Source organism: Cohaesibacter gelatinilyticus (genome assembly GCF_900215605.1).
Lineage (GTDB): Bacteria > Pseudomonadota > Alphaproteobacteria > Rhizobiales > Cohaesibacteraceae > Cohaesibacter > Cohaesibacter gelatinilyticus.
This window is the reverse complement of record NZ_OBEL01000001.1, coordinates 703,231-718,325: the sequence shown is the minus strand read 5'-3', so window position 1 is coordinate 718,325 and position 15,095 is coordinate 703,231. Positions and strand designations below refer to the sequence as shown.

Annotated in this window: 14 protein-coding genes; 5 read left to right on the top strand and 9 right to left on the bottom strand. The window is 48.6% G+C overall.

Annotated elements, in window-relative coordinates; all coding sequences use genetic code 11:
* Positions 1 to 61: 61 nt before the first annotated feature.
* From CRO57_RS03190 to CRO57_RS03155, 8 genes are all read right to left on the bottom strand, one after another.
* Entirely contained in the window at positions 62 to 1,195 is a 1,134-nt protein-coding gene (locus CRO57_RS03190; RefSeq protein WP_097151942.1) for a glycosyltransferase family 4 protein, read from the bottom strand.
* 147 nt (positions 1,196 to 1,342) lie between these two features.
* Positions 1,343 to 1,810, bottom strand: coding sequence for a GNAT family N-acetyltransferase (locus CRO57_RS03185; protein WP_170955930.1), 468 nt, complete (start codon positions 1,808 to 1,810; stop codon positions 1,343 to 1,345).
* Positions 1,810 to 2,394 carry an LOG family protein gene (locus CRO57_RS03180; protein ID WP_097151940.1) on the bottom strand — a complete coding sequence of 195 codons (585 nt, stop codon included), beginning with the start codon at positions 2,392 to 2,394 and terminating at the stop codon, positions 1,810 to 1,812. The genes CRO57_RS03185 and CRO57_RS03180 overlap by 1 nt, the downstream gene beginning before the upstream one ends.
* Before the next feature lie 156 nt (positions 2,395 to 2,550).
* Positions 2,551 to 2,871, bottom strand: coding sequence for a heavy metal-binding domain-containing protein (locus tag CRO57_RS03175; RefSeq protein ID WP_097151939.1), 321 nt, complete (start codon positions 2,869 to 2,871; stop codon positions 2,551 to 2,553).
* 219 nt (positions 2,872 to 3,090) lie between these two features.
* A complete protein-coding gene (locus CRO57_RS03170; protein ID WP_097151938.1) occupies positions 3,091 to 3,888 on the bottom strand; it encodes an NAD-dependent epimerase/dehydratase family protein in 798 nt (265 codons plus the stop codon).
* A gap of 8 nt (positions 3,889 to 3,896) precedes the next feature.
* Positions 3,897 to 5,177 carry a TRAP transporter large permease gene (locus CRO57_RS03165; protein ID WP_097151937.1) on the bottom strand — a complete coding sequence of 427 codons (1,281 nt, stop codon included), beginning with the start codon at positions 5,175 to 5,177 and terminating at the stop codon, positions 3,897 to 3,899.
* Position 5,178: 1 nt separating this feature from the next.
* Positions 5,179 to 5,682: a TRAP transporter small permease gene (locus CRO57_RS03160; RefSeq protein WP_097151936.1), complete on the bottom strand. Its 504-nt coding sequence runs from the start codon at positions 5,680 to 5,682 to the stop codon at positions 5,179 to 5,181.
* Between the two features lie 62 nt (positions 5,683 to 5,744).
* Positions 5,745 to 6,716 carry a TRAP transporter substrate-binding protein gene (locus CRO57_RS03155; protein WP_097151935.1) on the bottom strand — a complete coding sequence of 324 codons (972 nt, stop codon included), beginning with the start codon at positions 6,714 to 6,716 and terminating at the stop codon, positions 5,745 to 5,747.
* A 148-nt stretch (positions 6,717 to 6,864) separates the two neighbouring features.
* Here CRO57_RS03155 and CRO57_RS03150 point away from each other — a divergent pair, with 148 nt between their 5' ends.
* The 5 genes from CRO57_RS03150 to CRO57_RS03130 all read left to right on the top strand — a co-directional run bounded on the left by CRO57_RS03150 (position 6,865) and on the right by CRO57_RS03130 (position 12,787).
* The gene (locus CRO57_RS03150; protein ID WP_097151934.1) at positions 6,865 to 7,599 is read left to right on the top strand and encodes a FadR/GntR family transcriptional regulator; all 735 of its coding nucleotides are present in this window, start codon (positions 6,865 to 6,867) and stop codon (positions 7,597 to 7,599) included.
* Positions 7,600 to 7,687: 88 nt separating this feature from the next.
* A complete protein-coding gene (kdgD, locus tag CRO57_RS03145; protein ID WP_097151933.1) occupies positions 7,688 to 8,593 on the top strand; it encodes a 5-dehydro-4-deoxyglucarate dehydratase in 906 nt (301 codons plus the stop codon).
* Positions 8,590 to 9,726: a mandelate racemase/muconate lactonizing enzyme family protein gene (locus CRO57_RS03140; RefSeq protein ID WP_097151932.1), complete on the top strand. Its 1,137-nt coding sequence runs from the start codon at positions 8,590 to 8,592 to the stop codon at positions 9,724 to 9,726. The genes kdgD and CRO57_RS03140 overlap by 4 nt, the downstream gene beginning before the upstream one ends.
* Positions 9,719 to 10,591 (top strand): amidohydrolase family protein, encoded by an 873-nt coding sequence (locus CRO57_RS03135; protein WP_244579998.1) that lies wholly within the window; start codon positions 9,719 to 9,721, stop codon positions 10,589 to 10,591. The genes CRO57_RS03140 and CRO57_RS03135 overlap by 8 nt, the downstream gene beginning before the upstream one ends.
* Positions 10,592 to 10,795: 204 nt before the next feature.
* Positions 10,796 to 12,787, top strand: coding sequence for a putative bifunctional diguanylate cyclase/phosphodiesterase (locus tag CRO57_RS03130; RefSeq protein WP_097151931.1), 1,992 nt, complete (start codon positions 10,796 to 10,798; stop codon positions 12,785 to 12,787).
* Between the two features lie 142 nt (positions 12,788 to 12,929).
* Here CRO57_RS03130 and scpA read toward each other — a convergent pair whose 3' ends face one another.
* Positions 12,930 to 15,089, bottom strand: a complete 2,160-nt coding sequence (scpA, locus tag CRO57_RS03125) for a methylmalonyl-CoA mutase (protein WP_097151930.1) — start codon at positions 15,087 to 15,089, stop codon at positions 12,930 to 12,932.
* Between the last annotated feature and the right edge of the window lie 6 nt (positions 15,090 to 15,095).

Here is a 15,095-nt window from a genome sequence, read left to right as displayed (position 1 = left end):
CAGCAAGAGACGATCGGAACAAATAAGGATTGAAACTGCAGGTATTCACAAGCAATGAGGATTAATTCGCATGGTGCACTGCTTGCTTATCCACGATCTCATTCAGTCGATCCACAAACGAATGGACATCAAAATCTTCCTCTCGAATACGAATGAAGCAGGCTTTCTTGACGGATGAAAGACGATCTGGATCTCCAATCATCTCCAGAAGACGCTCAGTCAGGCTGAGCGCATCATCAATTGGTGTCAAAGGTGCCACCATGCCGCCTTTCAGAATATCCATCGCCCCGTTTGTACAGGTAGAGATGCAAGCGATCCCATTCTCCATCATTGCGCAAAGGGTCAAACCGAACGGTTCATCCCTGGATGTCTGGCAATAAACATCTATTTCACGCGCCAGTTCAGCTGGTGTGAGTCTCCCTGGAAACTCCACAAAAGGAGCGATTTGCTCCCCCAATTGCTTGAGATCCTGATCATCAGGACCATCTCCTGCAAGAATGAACCGAATATCGGGACGTTCCTGAACCATCAATTGCGCCATATGCAGAAACACTGCCGCACCATTTTTCTCGATAAAATGAGCAGAAGCTCCGACTGTCAATCGCTGATGTTCCGGTTCGGGCTTCATGACCTTGCTAGTGCATTGATAGGGATATGGAAGGCTTTGGATATCACAATCATTATCGAGCACTGACTTGGCCTTGTCAGCCGCGCTGGAAGAAAGGGTCAGCAGCGTATCGACGGTCTTGAAAGGCTCAAACTGATCATCATGACAAATTCCGATGACTCGCTTGGCAATCAAAGACAAACCGCGCGCTGCATATCCATCATGTGTAATGGCAAGATCAAAACTGTGCCGTCTCATGGCTGTCAAGATCGGCCAAAGCTGAGGTGTTCGGCGCAAGAGTGAACGGCCAAACTCGGAAATCGGCAATAGCGGAAGCTCTTGCTCTTTCGCCAATTGGCTGAGAGCCGCTCCATTCGGCGCCAGAATAGTCAGCTTGATATTTGGATTTTCAGTAAGGGCAGCAAGATACAGGGCCTGTCTTGCTGGCATGTTGCCGCCATTCCGCTCTGACGAATAGACCAGGACCCGCAATATTTTTTTCTCTTGTTCTGAATGCACTTCCTCATTTGCAGGCTTGTGGCCATTTGCATGTGTCGGAGCAGCGATTGGGTGATCTGTCTTCATCATGGGATTTGATTAATGGATATGGTCGAGGAAGAATGATTCTCTGTATTTCCACCCACGATAGCGCAAAAGCCCGGGAAAACCAGTGACAGCCAATCAACGCTGGTTTTCCCGTACTGAATTCTGTTGACGGCATGCCTAGAGCAAGGCCTAGAGAGCTTTGCCCATCACGACATGGATATTTCCATCCCGCTCATAAGTTTCAATCTCGGCATATCCAGCTTTCTTGTAAAGTTCGGGATATCGAGTGTGAAGGAACAATTCCCCCTCTCCCATTTCTTTGGCCATGCTTTCCAGCTCAGCAATCAGCTTCAGTGCCAATCCCCGACCTCGAAAGTCTGGTGCCACAATCAGGCTGGCGAGCCAAGGGCTGAGATCTTCATAAGCAGGCAACTCATTGTCAATCAACACGCACAGACCAGCCAACTCGCCTTTTTCACCAAGGCAGAGAATTACATCTTCATTCTCTCCCGCCAATGCCAATCGACGAAAACTGCTGATACGCATTTCAATGGACTCAGCGCTACCATCACCCCATTCCGCATCATTCAGTCGTGCACATTGCTCGGCCAAATCCGGAAGATCACTCAGACGCACAAATTCGAACTGAGACATCATCAGGTCTCGCTCTTTTGCTTGATCCATTTGGAGCCTTGAGGTGGTTGATAATTTTCCATCTGATCAAGAATGGATTCTGCATCGGTATCGATGATCAGCATTTCTCGATGAGCCTTGCGAACAAACCCTTCGTCTGCAGTCTTATCCAAAAACTTGATGAGGTCATCATAATAACCTTCAACATTCATCAAGGCTGATGGCTTGTCATGCCAACCCAGCATGCCCCAGGTCCAAATTTCGAACATCTCATCCATGGTACCGGCACCGCCGGGAATGGAAATGAAACCATCCGACAATTCGGCCATCATGGCTTTTCTCTCGTGCATGGAAGAGACCAAGTGCAACTCGGTCAGACCCTTATGGTCGACTTCCTTCTCCTTCAAGGCTTCGGGTAGAATGCCGATCACCTTGCCGCCTTCTGCCAATGCGGCATCAGCGCAAGCGCCCATCAATCCAACACCTGCGCCGCCATAAACAAGGGTATAGCCACGCCGAGCAATTTCACGGGAGATTGCGCTGGCAGCTTGTTTATATTCTTCCCGATTGCCCCAGTTGGAGCCGCAAAAAATGCAAATAGATTTCATAATGTTAGGGCCTTCGCTTCAGAGCATCCCATTGGCTGGTCGAGCAATGAGATGCTCTAATTTTTTGGGCGCGTATCCTTATCCGAAAAGTCTGAATCTTTTTCGGGGATGCGCGGCAAGAATCACCGACGAAAGCCCAATGCTACAGGAAAATTATTACTCAAACACCACAGCTGTACCAGAAGCAGCGACCATCAACATCGAGCCATTCTGCCCTACTGTCTCATAGTCTACATCAACGCCTATGATGGCATTGGCACCAAGGCGACGAGCATGTTCGCTCATCTCTTCCAGAGCGATTTCACGAGCCTTTTGAAGTTCACCCTCATAAGCGCCGGAACGACCACCGACGATATCCCGAATACCTGCAAAAAAATCCTTGAAGACATTCGCCCCCAAAATTGCCTCGCCATTGACCATACCCTTATAGTCGTGAATGGTCCGGCCTTCGATGGTGTTTGTCGTGGTAATAAGCATATGTCAATTCCTTCAGTCGTATTTGCTCCTTCACAGATAGGAACTTATACCACTCAGGCAAGGCGACGAGATGACAATTTAAAACACAGTGGCCTGTTTTCCTGAAAGTGACGTTTTATGCTTCTGCTCCATCCCCACCTCCTACGGGTATGATGGAAGCAAATGATTGCGAGGAGAAAACGACTTTTCCACTCAACATAATTTTGCAGCCCTACATGATCACTTCGTCATCAATGGAGCAGCGGCAAAACTGCCACCCTGATTTAACGTAGCGATATCATCTGGAGCAGGTTTGGGTATTGTTGCATCCAGCTTGGCGCGAAACTCTTCGGCATTGTCTTTTGGCCTCCATCCAAGACTTTCTGTCTTGCTGTTATCCCACCAGCCCTCATCGTTGTTCGATGCTCCATAGATGATCGGACAGCCAAGCGTTTCAACTTTAAAAACCATCTCAATCAGCGAGATAAAATCATCCGGACTGAACCAGGTGCTGAGCATACGATGATCTTTGGGTTCGGGAAAACACGAGCCGATACGAACAATGGCCGTTTCCTGCCCCTCTTTATTGAAATACATGCTAGCCATTGCCTCACCAAAAACCTTGGACACCCCATAGAAACCATCGGGCATGATAGGTGAAAGGGCATCCAGACGTTCACTCACGGAGTGATACCCAATGGCGTGATTGGAACTGGCAAACAATATGCGGGGCTGTCCCGCCTTTTTGGCGGCCTGATAAAGGTTATGTATACCAATAACATTGGCCTGCAAGATCGGCTCAAAGGGTTGCTCGATAGAAATCCCACCCAAATGCACCACACCATCGCAATCCTGCAGAAGACGGTTCATGAACTCGGTGTCTACCAGATCGCCGATCATCAATTCTTCATGATCGCCATTCAAGGCAAATTCATGAAGGTCACTGACCCTGAGGGATTTTGCAATCTTTTGGAGTCGAGGACGTATCATCTTTCCCAATGCACCAGCAGCTCCAGTGATCAGCAGTTTTTCAAGCATTTGGTGCCTCACTCAAACAGTCTTGGAAGGGTCAGAGAAATGGCCGGAACGTAGGTTGTCAGCAATAGCGCCAGAAAAATTGCCAGATAGAAAGGCCAGATGGTTTTCAATACACTTTCGATTCGCACCTTCGCTACAGCACACCCAACGAACAGGCATGCACCAACCGGAGGGGTGGTCAAGCCCAGACCAAGGTTCATCATCAGAACCATGCCAAATTGAACCGGATCCATACCAAATTCTCTCACGACAGGTAGAAAGATCGGAGTGCAGATCAGAATCAACGCCGCCATATCCATGAACATTCCAAGCACAAGTAGCGCGACATTGATCATCAGCAACACAAAATACTTGTTGTCCGAGATCGCGGTCATGGCTCCCAGGATCATGTCCGGCACTTGATAGAGCGCCAGAAAATAGGCAAAAGCGGTTGCTGCGCCGACCAAAATCATCACCAATGCTGTGGTGCGAATGGCTTGCGTGACAGATTGCAAGAAAGCCTGCCAGGTCAAAGAGCGATAAACGCAGATCGTGACCAACAAGGCCCAGATAGCGCCAATGGCAGCCGATTCCGTTACCGTGAAAATACCGGATAAAACACCGCCAATAATTACAACTGCGGTCATCAAACCGGGTAGCGCATAGACAGCGGCGAAGAATACAGCTTGCCAACCAGGAAATTTCTGCGATGGATAGTGACGACGAACTGCAATCCAATAAGTGGCGAGGGTCAAGATGAGGCACATCATGATACCAGGCACGATCCCCGCCAAAAACAGCGATGAAATCGACACACCACCACCAGCCGCCAGAGCATAGAGGATCATATTATGGCTCGGCGGGATCATGATACCGGCGATGGAAGATGTGACGGTCACATTAACTGAATAATCATCGTCATATCCCTGCTCTCGCATCATGGGGATCATCACAGATCCAAGTGCGGATGTGTCAGCGACAGCGGAACCGGAGATACCACCAAACAGCATTGAACTGAGCACGTTGACAACCCCGAGTCCGCCTCGCACCTGCCCTACCAAGGTTTCAGCAAAGCGCACCAGACGCATGGCAATTCCACCACGCATCATCAGTTCGCCAGCAAAAACAAAGAAAGGGATTGCAAGAAGTGTAAAGCCACTCATGCCGGACACCATGCGCTGAAACACGATCAATTCTGGCAGTCCTTCGATCATGGCAGCGCAAAAAGCAGCAATGGCCAGACAGAAGGCAATTGGTATGCCAGACAACATGGTAATGGCAAAGACACTCAGAAGAATTGTGAGGCCCATATCAATTTCCTTCGTCAGATATGTCTTCGCCAATCAAGACGCCATGCGACCACATACCGGCCAGGCGTTCGATCATGAACAGAACAATGAGAATGCCACAAAAAACAAGCGGCAGATATTTGAAACCTTGAGGCACCCCAATCAGTGGAATATTGCGGTTCCAGGTACCGCTCACAAGACTGAGTGAATGCCAGGTCATTGCCAGACCGAATGTTAGAAGGACAAAAGTATTGATGACCCGTAAAGCAATTTGAATGCGCCTTGGCAGCAGCTCCGTAAGGAAATCGAGACCAAGATGGAAATTTTCTCGCAACCCAATCGCGGCAATGGGGAGTGACACCAGCAAGATCAAAAGCAGCGCAAGGCTTTCCGCCCAGGTCGGTGTATCGTTGAGTACATAGCGACCCCAAACCTGATAGCCCATGATCGAGATCAGAATAATCAAGGATAGTCCGCCAAGCACAATCACCATGCTCGCCAGCCTATCAAACAACTTCCAATGCATGCTTTCCTCCAAGCGAGCAAACGGCAATGTCGTTTGCTCCTATTTGCATTCACTATTGAATGTTATTTCACTGCTTGTATTTGCTTCAGGATATCACTCACAACCGCATTGGTGGCAAACTTGTCGTAGACAGGTTTCATAGCTGCAATGAAGTCGGACTTGTCTTCCAGTTCCACAATGGTATTACCTGCATCACGCACAATTTTTTCGGATTTGGCTTCGCGCTCTGCCCATAGCTTGCGCTGCAATGTTGCACTTTCAATCGCAGCCTGACGGACAATCTTCTGATCATCTCCACTCAATTTGTCCCAAGTGGTTTTATTGATGGCAAAAACTTCTGGCACAATGGTGTGTTGATCCAGCAGGTAGTGGCGTGCCACTTCAAAATGACCCGTTGATTCATAGGATGGCCAGTTATTCTCAGCGCCATCAACCACGCCGGACTGAATGGACGTGAACACTTCACCAAATGGAATTGGCGTCGCATTGCCACCAAGAGCCTCAACCATCGCCACATTGACATCGGAGTTCTGCACGCGGATTTTCAACCCTTTCAGATCAGCCAGTGATTTGAGGGGTTTGTTTGCATAGAAAGACCGCGCACCACTGTCATACCATGCCAGCGCGACCATGTTCACGTCTTCCATATGCTTTCCGATGACCTCACCTACATTACCATCCATAACGCGATGCATGTGATCGATGGATTTAAAAGCATATGGCAAGGTTGTTGCTTGCGTTGCCGGAACGAGATTGTTCAACGGCACCAGATTGAAAACAGCAAAATCCAATCCACCAAATTGCATCTGCTCAATGGCATCGTCCTGCTCACCGAGCTGAGCGGAATGATAGGTCTTTGGCTTGACACGCCCTTCTGTTCGCTGTGCAACCAATTCGCCAAATTTATCCATCGCAACCGATACCGGATAATCCGGTACATGTGTATTCCATCCACGTAGCTCCGCCGCAGATGCCAGTGAGGCGAGTGCAACAAGTATGGCGCCTGCTGCTGTACCTAATTTCATAAGTTTCATTGAGCCCTCCCATTGGCTTGAAATAGTTATCGTACATATTTCAAAGTTAACATAAATTTATATGACAACTTTTGTCAATGCCATTTTGACTCATTTTGAGGTATCATCAAAAAACAACCAACAACCTGAGAAGAAATGATAGCACATCATGGGAAAGACCGAAGAGCAACAACGCCCTGCAAAACCTCAAGGCGGACGAGCCAATTTGGTACAGAATCTAGCCGCGTCCCTACGTGAGGAAATCCTCAGTGACGCCTTTCAATTGGGAACCAAACTTCCCAGCGAAGCCGCCCTTACAGAGGAATATAAAGTAAGTCGTACCGTGGTTCGCGAGGCCATTGCCTCTCTACGCTCCGATGGATTGGTCGAAACACGACAAGGTGCCGGAGCTTTTGTTATCAGCCAATCCATGCCCTCCAATAATATGTTAAAATCCTTTATTCCCAATAAGATATCATCGATTATAGAAGTACTGGAATTGCGCATGGCGGTCGAGATTGAAGCTGCGGCCCTGGCGGCCAGGCGCCGATCTCCAGCCCAGGAAGGAGCTATTTTGGAAGCATGTAATGACATGAAGGAACTTGCACAAAAAGGCGCATTAACCGTCAAGGCAGACTTCGAATTCCACAAGGCAATAGCCGACGCCACAAACAACAAACGCTTTCCTGAATTTCTTGAAATGATGGGAAACCAGATCATTCCGCGCCAACAATTGGTCTCCAGCAATAAAGAGGTAGCCACCAGCAGATACTTACAGCAAATCGTTGCAGAACATGATAAAATTGCGCTCTCAATCTCATCTCAGGACGAACAAGGCGCCCGCGACGCAATGCGCCTGCACCTGGAAGGCGGAAGCAATCGATATCGTGAATTGCTCAGATGAATTATAAAATTTGTATGATAAGTTATTGACAATTTTTCACTGACCCATATGCTAATTTCCAATATTTATTCGAATGGAGATATCGGATATGGATCCACAATTGCTCAAAAAGGCCCTAGGTGCCGGCTTACTGTCATTTCCGGTGACACCCTTCGACGAAAGCGGACACTTCAATCGGGCTGTTTACGAAAAACATATGGATTGGCTTTCCGGGTTTGACGCAAGCGCACTCTTTGCAGCGGGAGGAACTGGCGAATTCTTCTCGCTCTCTCCCAACGAGGTCCCGGAAATCGTCACAAGTGCCAAAGCGAGTGCTGGAAATACCCCCATCATCGCCGGTTGCGGATATGGCACCAACATGGCTGTCGAGTTGGCGCGCTCAGTAGAAAAAGCCGGAGCAGACGGCATTCTTCTGCTCCCACACTATTTGATCGATGCTCCTCAAGAGGGCCTTTATCATCATGTGAAGGCGGTTTGCGATGCGGTGGGCATAGGCGTGATGGTCTATAATCGCGGTGTTACGGTATTGGAGACAGAAACACTTTTACGTCTTTGCGATGTATGCCCAAATCTGATTGGCTTCAAGGACGGAACAGGTGATATCGGCGAAGTCAGGAAGGTAACCGCATTGGCTGGCGATCGTCTGACCTATCTCGGCGGCATGCCCACCGCAGAATTGTTCGCGGAGGCTTATCTTGGTGCTGGTTTCACTACCTATTCATCTGCAGTATTCAATTTTGTTCCTGCACTGGCTCAACAATTCTACAATGCGTTACGTAAGGATGAACGTGCACAATGCGAAGATTTGCTGGCAAGTTTCTTTTATCCTTTCATGGAAATTCGCGATCGCAAACGTGGCTATGCAGTGTCCGCCATAAAGGCAGGCGTTCGCATCGCAGGTTTCGATGTCGGTCCAGTCCGTTCACCATTGACTGATCTTACAGAAAAAGAGACGGCTGCATTAGCCGCTCTGATCGAGGCACATCAATCATGAAGATTATATCCGTCCAGACCCACATTCTGGATTTCAAATTGGAAACTGCCTTTGAAAGCGCCTCGGCCAGGTTTGACCGTCGACAACATGTTTTGGTGGAGATATCGTGCGACAATGGCTTGACCGGATGGGGGGAATGCCTCGGGCCTGCACTGCCCAATGCCTCTGTGGTTCAAGCCTACACACCAATGTTGATTGGCCGGAATCCTCTTGAGACCGAGAAGATCTGGATTGAGCTTTATAATGCTCTACGTGATCAAGGACAACGCGGCCTTACGGTTACCGCTCTTTCAGGCATTGATATTGCGCTGTGGGATATCAAGGGCAAACAATTTGATGTTCCTGTCTCTACCCTTCTGGGTGGGCGGTTCCGGGAAAGCGTGAAAGCCTATGCAACCGGCTCCTTCCGCAAGGATGGTGTGGACCGTGTAGCAGATATTACACGAGAAGTAGCTTGTTATCGCAAGGAAGGTTTCCATGCGGTCAAGATCAAGATCGGCTTTGATGTCGAGGAAGACCTGCAAGTCATTGCTGCTGTACGAGAAGCCATCGGTCCCGACATGCGCCTGATGATCGATGCCAATCATGGTTATGATGCACTGGAAGCCATTGAGGTCGGTCGACGGGCAGCTCATTACAAAGTGGATTGGTTTGAAGAACCTGTCTTGCCGGAGCTGCTGGACGCTTATTCGGAAGTAAAGGCCCGACAGCCGATTCCGGTTGCCGGAGGTGAAACCTGGCATGGGCGTTGGGGGATGAAGGATCCGATAGAACAACGCCGGGTCGATATTTTACAGCCAGATATTTGTGGTACCGGCGGTTTTACAGAAGGCCGTCGCATTATCGATCTGGCAGCCCTGCATGGCGTCCGTGTCATTCCGCATGTTTGGGGCACCGCCGTTCAGATCGCTGCCAGCTTGCAATTCATGGCAGCGCTTCCGCCAAATCCTCCTCGCCCAAGCGCTCTAGAACCCATTCTGGAATTTGATCGGACTGAAAACCCGTTTCGACAGGCAATCGTCACCAAACCACTTGAGCATACAAATGGCATTGTTCACATTCCCAACGGACCCGGTCTCGGCATTGAGATTGATCATGGTGCCCTTTCACAATGGCGCCTGAAGAATGATTGAGATGTTGAAGCGCAAACTGACAGGAGCAAAACCTGAAACAATTCTTCCTCAAGGTTCCGTTGATTCCCAACTACACATCTACCTGCCGGAATTTGAAGGACAGGAAGACGGTCCCGCCTTGCCTCCTGACCCGCCGGATATTTCTGATTATTTGAGCGTTTGTGACTGGCTCGGCGTCGATAATTTCATTGTGACTGTCGCCAATGCCTACCAACGTAACAATGACTGTCTTCTTGAAGTTCTACGCCGGGTGGGCACTCGTGCAGCTGGTGTCGCGGCCATTTCCGAGGATATGAGTGATGCCCAAATCACCCAATTGCGCGATAACGGCATTGTAGGCGCCCGCATTATGGACCTTCCCGGCGGAGCCTACGGATTGAAATATCTTGAAGGTGTAGACACTCGTTGCCATTGTTTCGATCTGGCGATGGCAGTTCAATTTGATGGCAGTAATATTTGCCATCATGAGAAACGGTTGCTCAATATCAAAAGCCGTTATGTCATTGATCATCACGGCAAGTTTTTCTGTGGTGTCAAGCCTGACAGCGCCCAGATTGATACCTTGAAGAGGTTGATTGATAAAGGCAATTGCTGGTTCAAATTTGCAGGATGCTACGAATCCTCGCACTCCGGTGGGCCTGACTATCGTGATATTGGTGCAGTGGCCAGAGTGATAGCCACACACGCTCCGGAGCGCATTATCTGGGGTACAAATTTCCCTCACAATATGGCAGCAAGAAGCGAAGATTATCCCTGTGATGCCAGCCTGCTTGATCTAGCCGCCAGTTGGGTTCCTGAAAAATTCCATGACTTGTTTTTTTGCAAAAACTCGCGGGAGCTTTTTTCACTCAATCTCCAACCATGAGCAAATTTGGGTAAGCATCGAAACCAGATCAACCTGCTATTAAATACATTTTATTTATGTATCCATGACCAAAACAAAACAAACTCCCCATATCATTTATAATTAACCTATCACTATATATAATAACCTTCAGGTCAAGAACGTCACAGGCGGGAATTTGTCGTGAAAGTTATTGGATGTATATTTTATAGTCATAATATATGGATGGTAATTATTGCTGCACTATTTTGCTTTGCAGGATCAACGATCACCATCAAATCCATGAACAAAGCAAAAAAAGCACAAAGTTATGGTCGTCATGGATGGTTTTTTCTAACCGCAGTTTCTGGCGGATCATCTATCTGGGCCACTCATTTTATTGCGATGCTTGGATATGAGGTTGACGCGCCTTATTATTTCGATCTGGTTCTCACTGTTCTATCAGTTCTTATCGCGATAGTTGGTATCTATCTATCGACTTGGATCACGATAGGTATGAAGCACCCCTTCGCACCCATTGCAGGGGGCTTCGCGATCGGTCTTACTATTTCAGCGATGCATTACACGGGCATGATGGCCTATCATGTTGATGGTCTGGTTTCCTGGGACCGTACCTATGTCCTAATATCCGTTCTGCTCGCCATTGTGCTGGCTGCACTTTCCATGCAAATCGCTGCACGCCCAACCAACAGATCGATACTTACAAAATCCATTTTGGCTTTGGTTCTATCTATCGTAAGCTTGCATTTCACTGGAATGACAGCGTTTCAGGTGACGCCGATGCCAGGTATTGATCCCAGCCTGAATGACAGTTCCCTAATTGTCGTCGGCGGACTTGTTTCAGTTTTATGCTTGCTGGTAATGGGCGTCGGTATCGCCAGCTACAGTATTGACAATGACCGGATCAGCGACTCAAACAAAAAAATTGCAGAGGTTTCGAACACAGATCGCCTGACTGGTCTACCCAACCGTTCTGCCTTCGATCTGGAATTGTCAAAATATATCAAGACCGGGAAACCCTTCTACATTTTGGGTATCAGTCTGAAAAAATTCAGGGAAATCAATGACTATAGAGGCCATTTCTTTGGTGATAACGTCCTGATATTTCTTGCTAATCACTTAAGGGAATTGGCAGGCAAACGCGCCCATATCACTCGTGTTGGTGGTGACGAATTTTGCCTTCTGGTCCCAAGCCCTGATCACGAGCATACCTTTGCTCTTGTTGACGAGATAAAAGCATCGCTGGATACCAAGCTTAAGATTGGAGAGACCAACCTTACCATCAATTGCGCATTGGGAGTGGCTAGCTACCCGCAAAATGGCCGGGATTATCGCAGCTTGGTTCGTAATACTCACCTCGCAATTGAAGCCGCAAAAATGAACGCCATAACCAATATTGTTCATTACAACGATAAGCTGGGAGAGAAAATTCGCCGTCAACGAAAACTCGTTCGCGATCTGGAAGTCGCACTGAAAGTCAAAAGCCTAAATCTTTTTTATCAACCACAAATTGATCTGAAGTCGGGCCAAATAATCGGTTACGAGGCCCTTGCCCGCTGGAATCATCCAACCTTGGGTTCCATCCGCCCCGATGAATTTATCATGCTAGCTGAACAAAGCGGGCTTATTCACGAGCTTGGAAAATGGGCCATTTTTCAGGCTTGCAGTGACGTTACGCATCTTCCAGATGGATCCTGTATAGCTGTCAACATTTCGGCCATACAACTCCTCGACAAAAGCCTGCCTCATATCATTCGCGAGGCGCTTGTCCAAAATAAACTGGCTGCCGAGCGATTGGAGTTGGAAATTACTGAAACAGCCCTTATTCAGGAAAATAACACAGCTATGGAACTGATGCATAAAATCAAGTCTCTTGGCGTCAAGATTGCGCTGGATGATTTCGGTACAGGATATGCATCATTCGAGGTTTTGAAGACCTTTCCGTTCGACAAGATAAAACTCGACCGCTCATTTGTTGACGACATGACGAGCAGCTATGAATCGCGGGCTATTGTTGATGCATCCATCCAGTTGGCAAAGAATCTCAACATCTCAATTCTGGTTGAAGGAGTAGAAGATCAAGCACAGCTCAATGAACTCAGAAAAATGGGAAGTGACGAGGCTCAGGGATATTATATTGGGCGCCCTGTCAGCTTGGCTGATCTAAGTTCCGATCATTTGACTACACAAGAAAAATTGGAAAAAACAGCCAGTTAGAACATATTTCTGAAAAATCCACACGGCTTTCACACAAAGATATTTCTGGAAACAAGGGCTCGAGCATTGTCAATGCGTTTTACCAAAGACAAAAGCCGGGCAAAAAGCCCGGCTTTGTTGCATGTTTACCCAAAAAGCTCGCTTACTCAACTGCTGCTGTCTGATAACCGAGACGTTGGTTCAGTTCTTTCAGCAGATCCACGGCTGCCTCAGCGATCACAGTTCCTGGAGGGAAGATGGCGGAGGCCCCGGCTTCGTAGAGAGCATCATAATCCTGCGGCGGGATCACGCCACCCGCTACGATCATGATGTCTTCCCGTTCTTCGTCTTTCAGGCATTGCTTCAAGGCTGGTACCAAGGTCAGGTGACCGGCAGCCAATGAAGACGCACCCACGATATGCACGTCATTCTCCACCGCCTGACGAGCAGCTTCTTCCGGTGTCTGGAACAATGGGCCGATGTCAACGTCGAAACCAAGATCAGCAAAAGCAGAGGCAATCACTTTCTGACCACGATCATGACCATCCTGACCCATTTTTGCGATCAGAATACGAGGACGACGACCGTCATTGTCCTCGAACTCCTCAACCATTTTCTGGACTTTCTGAACAGCATCAGACATTTGTCCGACCTCCTGACGATAGACACCGGAAATGGACTTGATCTCGGCGCGATGGCGGCCAAAGACCTTTTCCATGGCAAAGGTGATTTCACCGACCGTTGCTTTTACACTCGCTGCTTTGACTGACAGGTCCAGCAAGTTGCCGGTACCGTTCTTGGATGCTTCGGTCAATGCGTCCAAAGCCGCATCAACTTCTGCCTGGTTTCGCTCTTCCTTCAGACGCTTGAGCTTATCGAGCTGTTGCTGACGTACGGCAGAATTGTCCACCTGCAGAACATCAATCGCTGCTTCGTTTTCTGGCTTGTATTTGTTCACGCCGACAACGGTTTGCGTGCCACTATCGATACGAGCCTGGGTTTTCGCTGCAGCTTCTTCGATACGCAGTTTCGGAATACCGGCTTCGATGGCTTTTGCCATACCGCCAAGTTCTTCAACTTCACGAATATGCGCCAGAGCTTTTTCGGCCAGCTCATGGGTGAGCTTCTCGATATAATGAGAACCACCCCAAGGATCGATAACTTTGGTTGTGCCACTTTCCTGCTGCAAGAAGAGCTGGGTGTTACGAGCGATACGAGCAGAGAAATCGGTCGGCAACGCCAGCGCTTCATCCAGTGCGTTGGTATGAAGAGACTGGGTATGACCCTGCGTTGCCGCCATGGCTTCAATTGCTGTGCGACCTACATTGTTGAAGACATCCTGCGCGGTCAAAGACCAGCCGGAAGTCTGGGAGTGAGTGCGCAAGCTGTAGGACTTGGCATTCTTTGGACCAAACTCTTCCTTCACCAGCTTGGACCATAACAGGCGCGCCGCGCGCATTTTGGCAATTTCCATGAAGAAATTCATGCCGATGGACCAGAAGAAGGACAGACGCGGCGCGAAAGCATCGACATCCAGACCGGTTGCAACACCAGCACGAATATATTCGATACCATCTGCAATAGTATAAGCCAGTTCAAGATCAGCTGTTGCCCCGGCTTCTTGCATATGATAGCCGGAAATCGAGATGGAGTTGAATTTCGGCATATTCTCTGATGTGTAAGCAAAGATATCCGAGATGATCCTCATGGATGGTGCTGGCGGATAGATATATGTATTCCGCACCATGAATTCTTTCAGAATATCATTCTGAATAGTGCCGGACAGCTTGTCTTCACTAACGCCCTGCTCTTTCGCCGCAGCGATATACAGAGCCATCACCGGCAGCACGGCACCATTCATTGTCATGGAGACAGACATCTTGTCGAGCGGGATACCATCAAACAACGTGCGCATGTCATAGATGCTGTCAATCGCCACGCCAGCCATACCAACATCGCCTGGCACACGCGGATGATCGGAATCATAACCACGATGTGTCGCCAAATCGAAAGCGATGGATAGGCCCTTCTGACCCGCAGCCAGATTACGGCGATAGAATGCGTTGGAATCTTCCGCCGTAGAGAAGCCCGCATATTGGCGCACAGTCCAGGGCCGCTGGGTATACATGGTCGGATAAGGACCACGTACGAATGGAGCCAAACCAGGCCAGCTATTGGTAAAATCGAGATCCTTGATCTCGGCTTCATTATAGGAAGCTTTTACATCAATGCCTTCTGGCGTGGTCCAGACCGCGTCGGAACCGTTTGCTGCAGGGCTGACCGCTTCAAAAGCGATGTCGGCAAAATTAGGGATCTTGGTCATCACTTT

Bases quoted from the DNA above. Each gene is read 5' to 3' on its own strand.
- CRO57_RS03190 (WP_097151942.1), bottom strand. From the start codon at position 1,195: ATGATGAAGACAGATCACCCAATCGCTGCTCCGACACATGCAAATGGC.
- CRO57_RS03185 (WP_170955930.1), bottom strand. From the start codon at position 1,810: ATGATGTCTCAGTTCGAATTTGTGCGTCTGAGTGATCTTCCGGATTTG.
- CRO57_RS03180 (WP_097151940.1), bottom strand. From the start codon at position 2,394: ATGAAATCTATTTGCATTTTTTGCGGCTCCAACTGGGGCAATCGGGAA.
- CRO57_RS03175 (WP_097151939.1), bottom strand. From the start codon at position 2,871: ATGCTTATTACCACGACAAACACCATCGAAGGCCGGACCATTCACGAC.
- CRO57_RS03170 (WP_097151938.1), bottom strand. From the start codon at position 3,888: ATGCTTGAAAAACTGCTGATCACTGGAGCTGCTGGTGCATTGGGAAAG.
- CRO57_RS03165 (WP_097151937.1), bottom strand. From the start codon at position 5,177: ATGGGCCTCACAATTCTTCTGAGTGTCTTTGCCATTACCATGTTGTCT.
- CRO57_RS03160 (WP_097151936.1), bottom strand. From the start codon at position 5,682: ATGCATTGGAAGTTGTTTGATAGGCTGGCGAGCATGGTGATTGTGCTT.
- CRO57_RS03155 (WP_097151935.1), bottom strand. From the start codon at position 6,716: ATGAAACTTATGAAATTAGGTACAGCAGCAGGCGCCATACTTGTTGCA.
- CRO57_RS03150 (WP_097151934.1), top strand. From the start codon at position 6,865: ATGGGAAAGACCGAAGAGCAACAACGCCCTGCAAAACCTCAAGGCGGA.
- kdgD (WP_097151933.1), top strand. From the start codon at position 7,688: ATGGATCCACAATTGCTCAAAAAGGCCCTAGGTGCCGGCTTACTGTCA.
- CRO57_RS03140 (WP_097151932.1), top strand. From the start codon at position 8,590: ATGAAGATTATATCCGTCCAGACCCACATTCTGGATTTCAAATTGGAA.
- CRO57_RS03135 (WP_244579998.1), top strand. From the start codon at position 9,719: ATGATTGAGATGTTGAAGCGCAAACTGACAGGAGCAAAACCTGAAACA.
- CRO57_RS03130 (WP_097151931.1), top strand. From the start codon at position 10,796: ATGGTAATTATTGCTGCACTATTTTGCTTTGCAGGATCAACGATCACC.
- scpA (WP_097151930.1), bottom strand. From the start codon at position 15,089: ATGACCAAGATCCCTAATTTTGCCGACATCGCTTTTGAAGCGGTCAGC.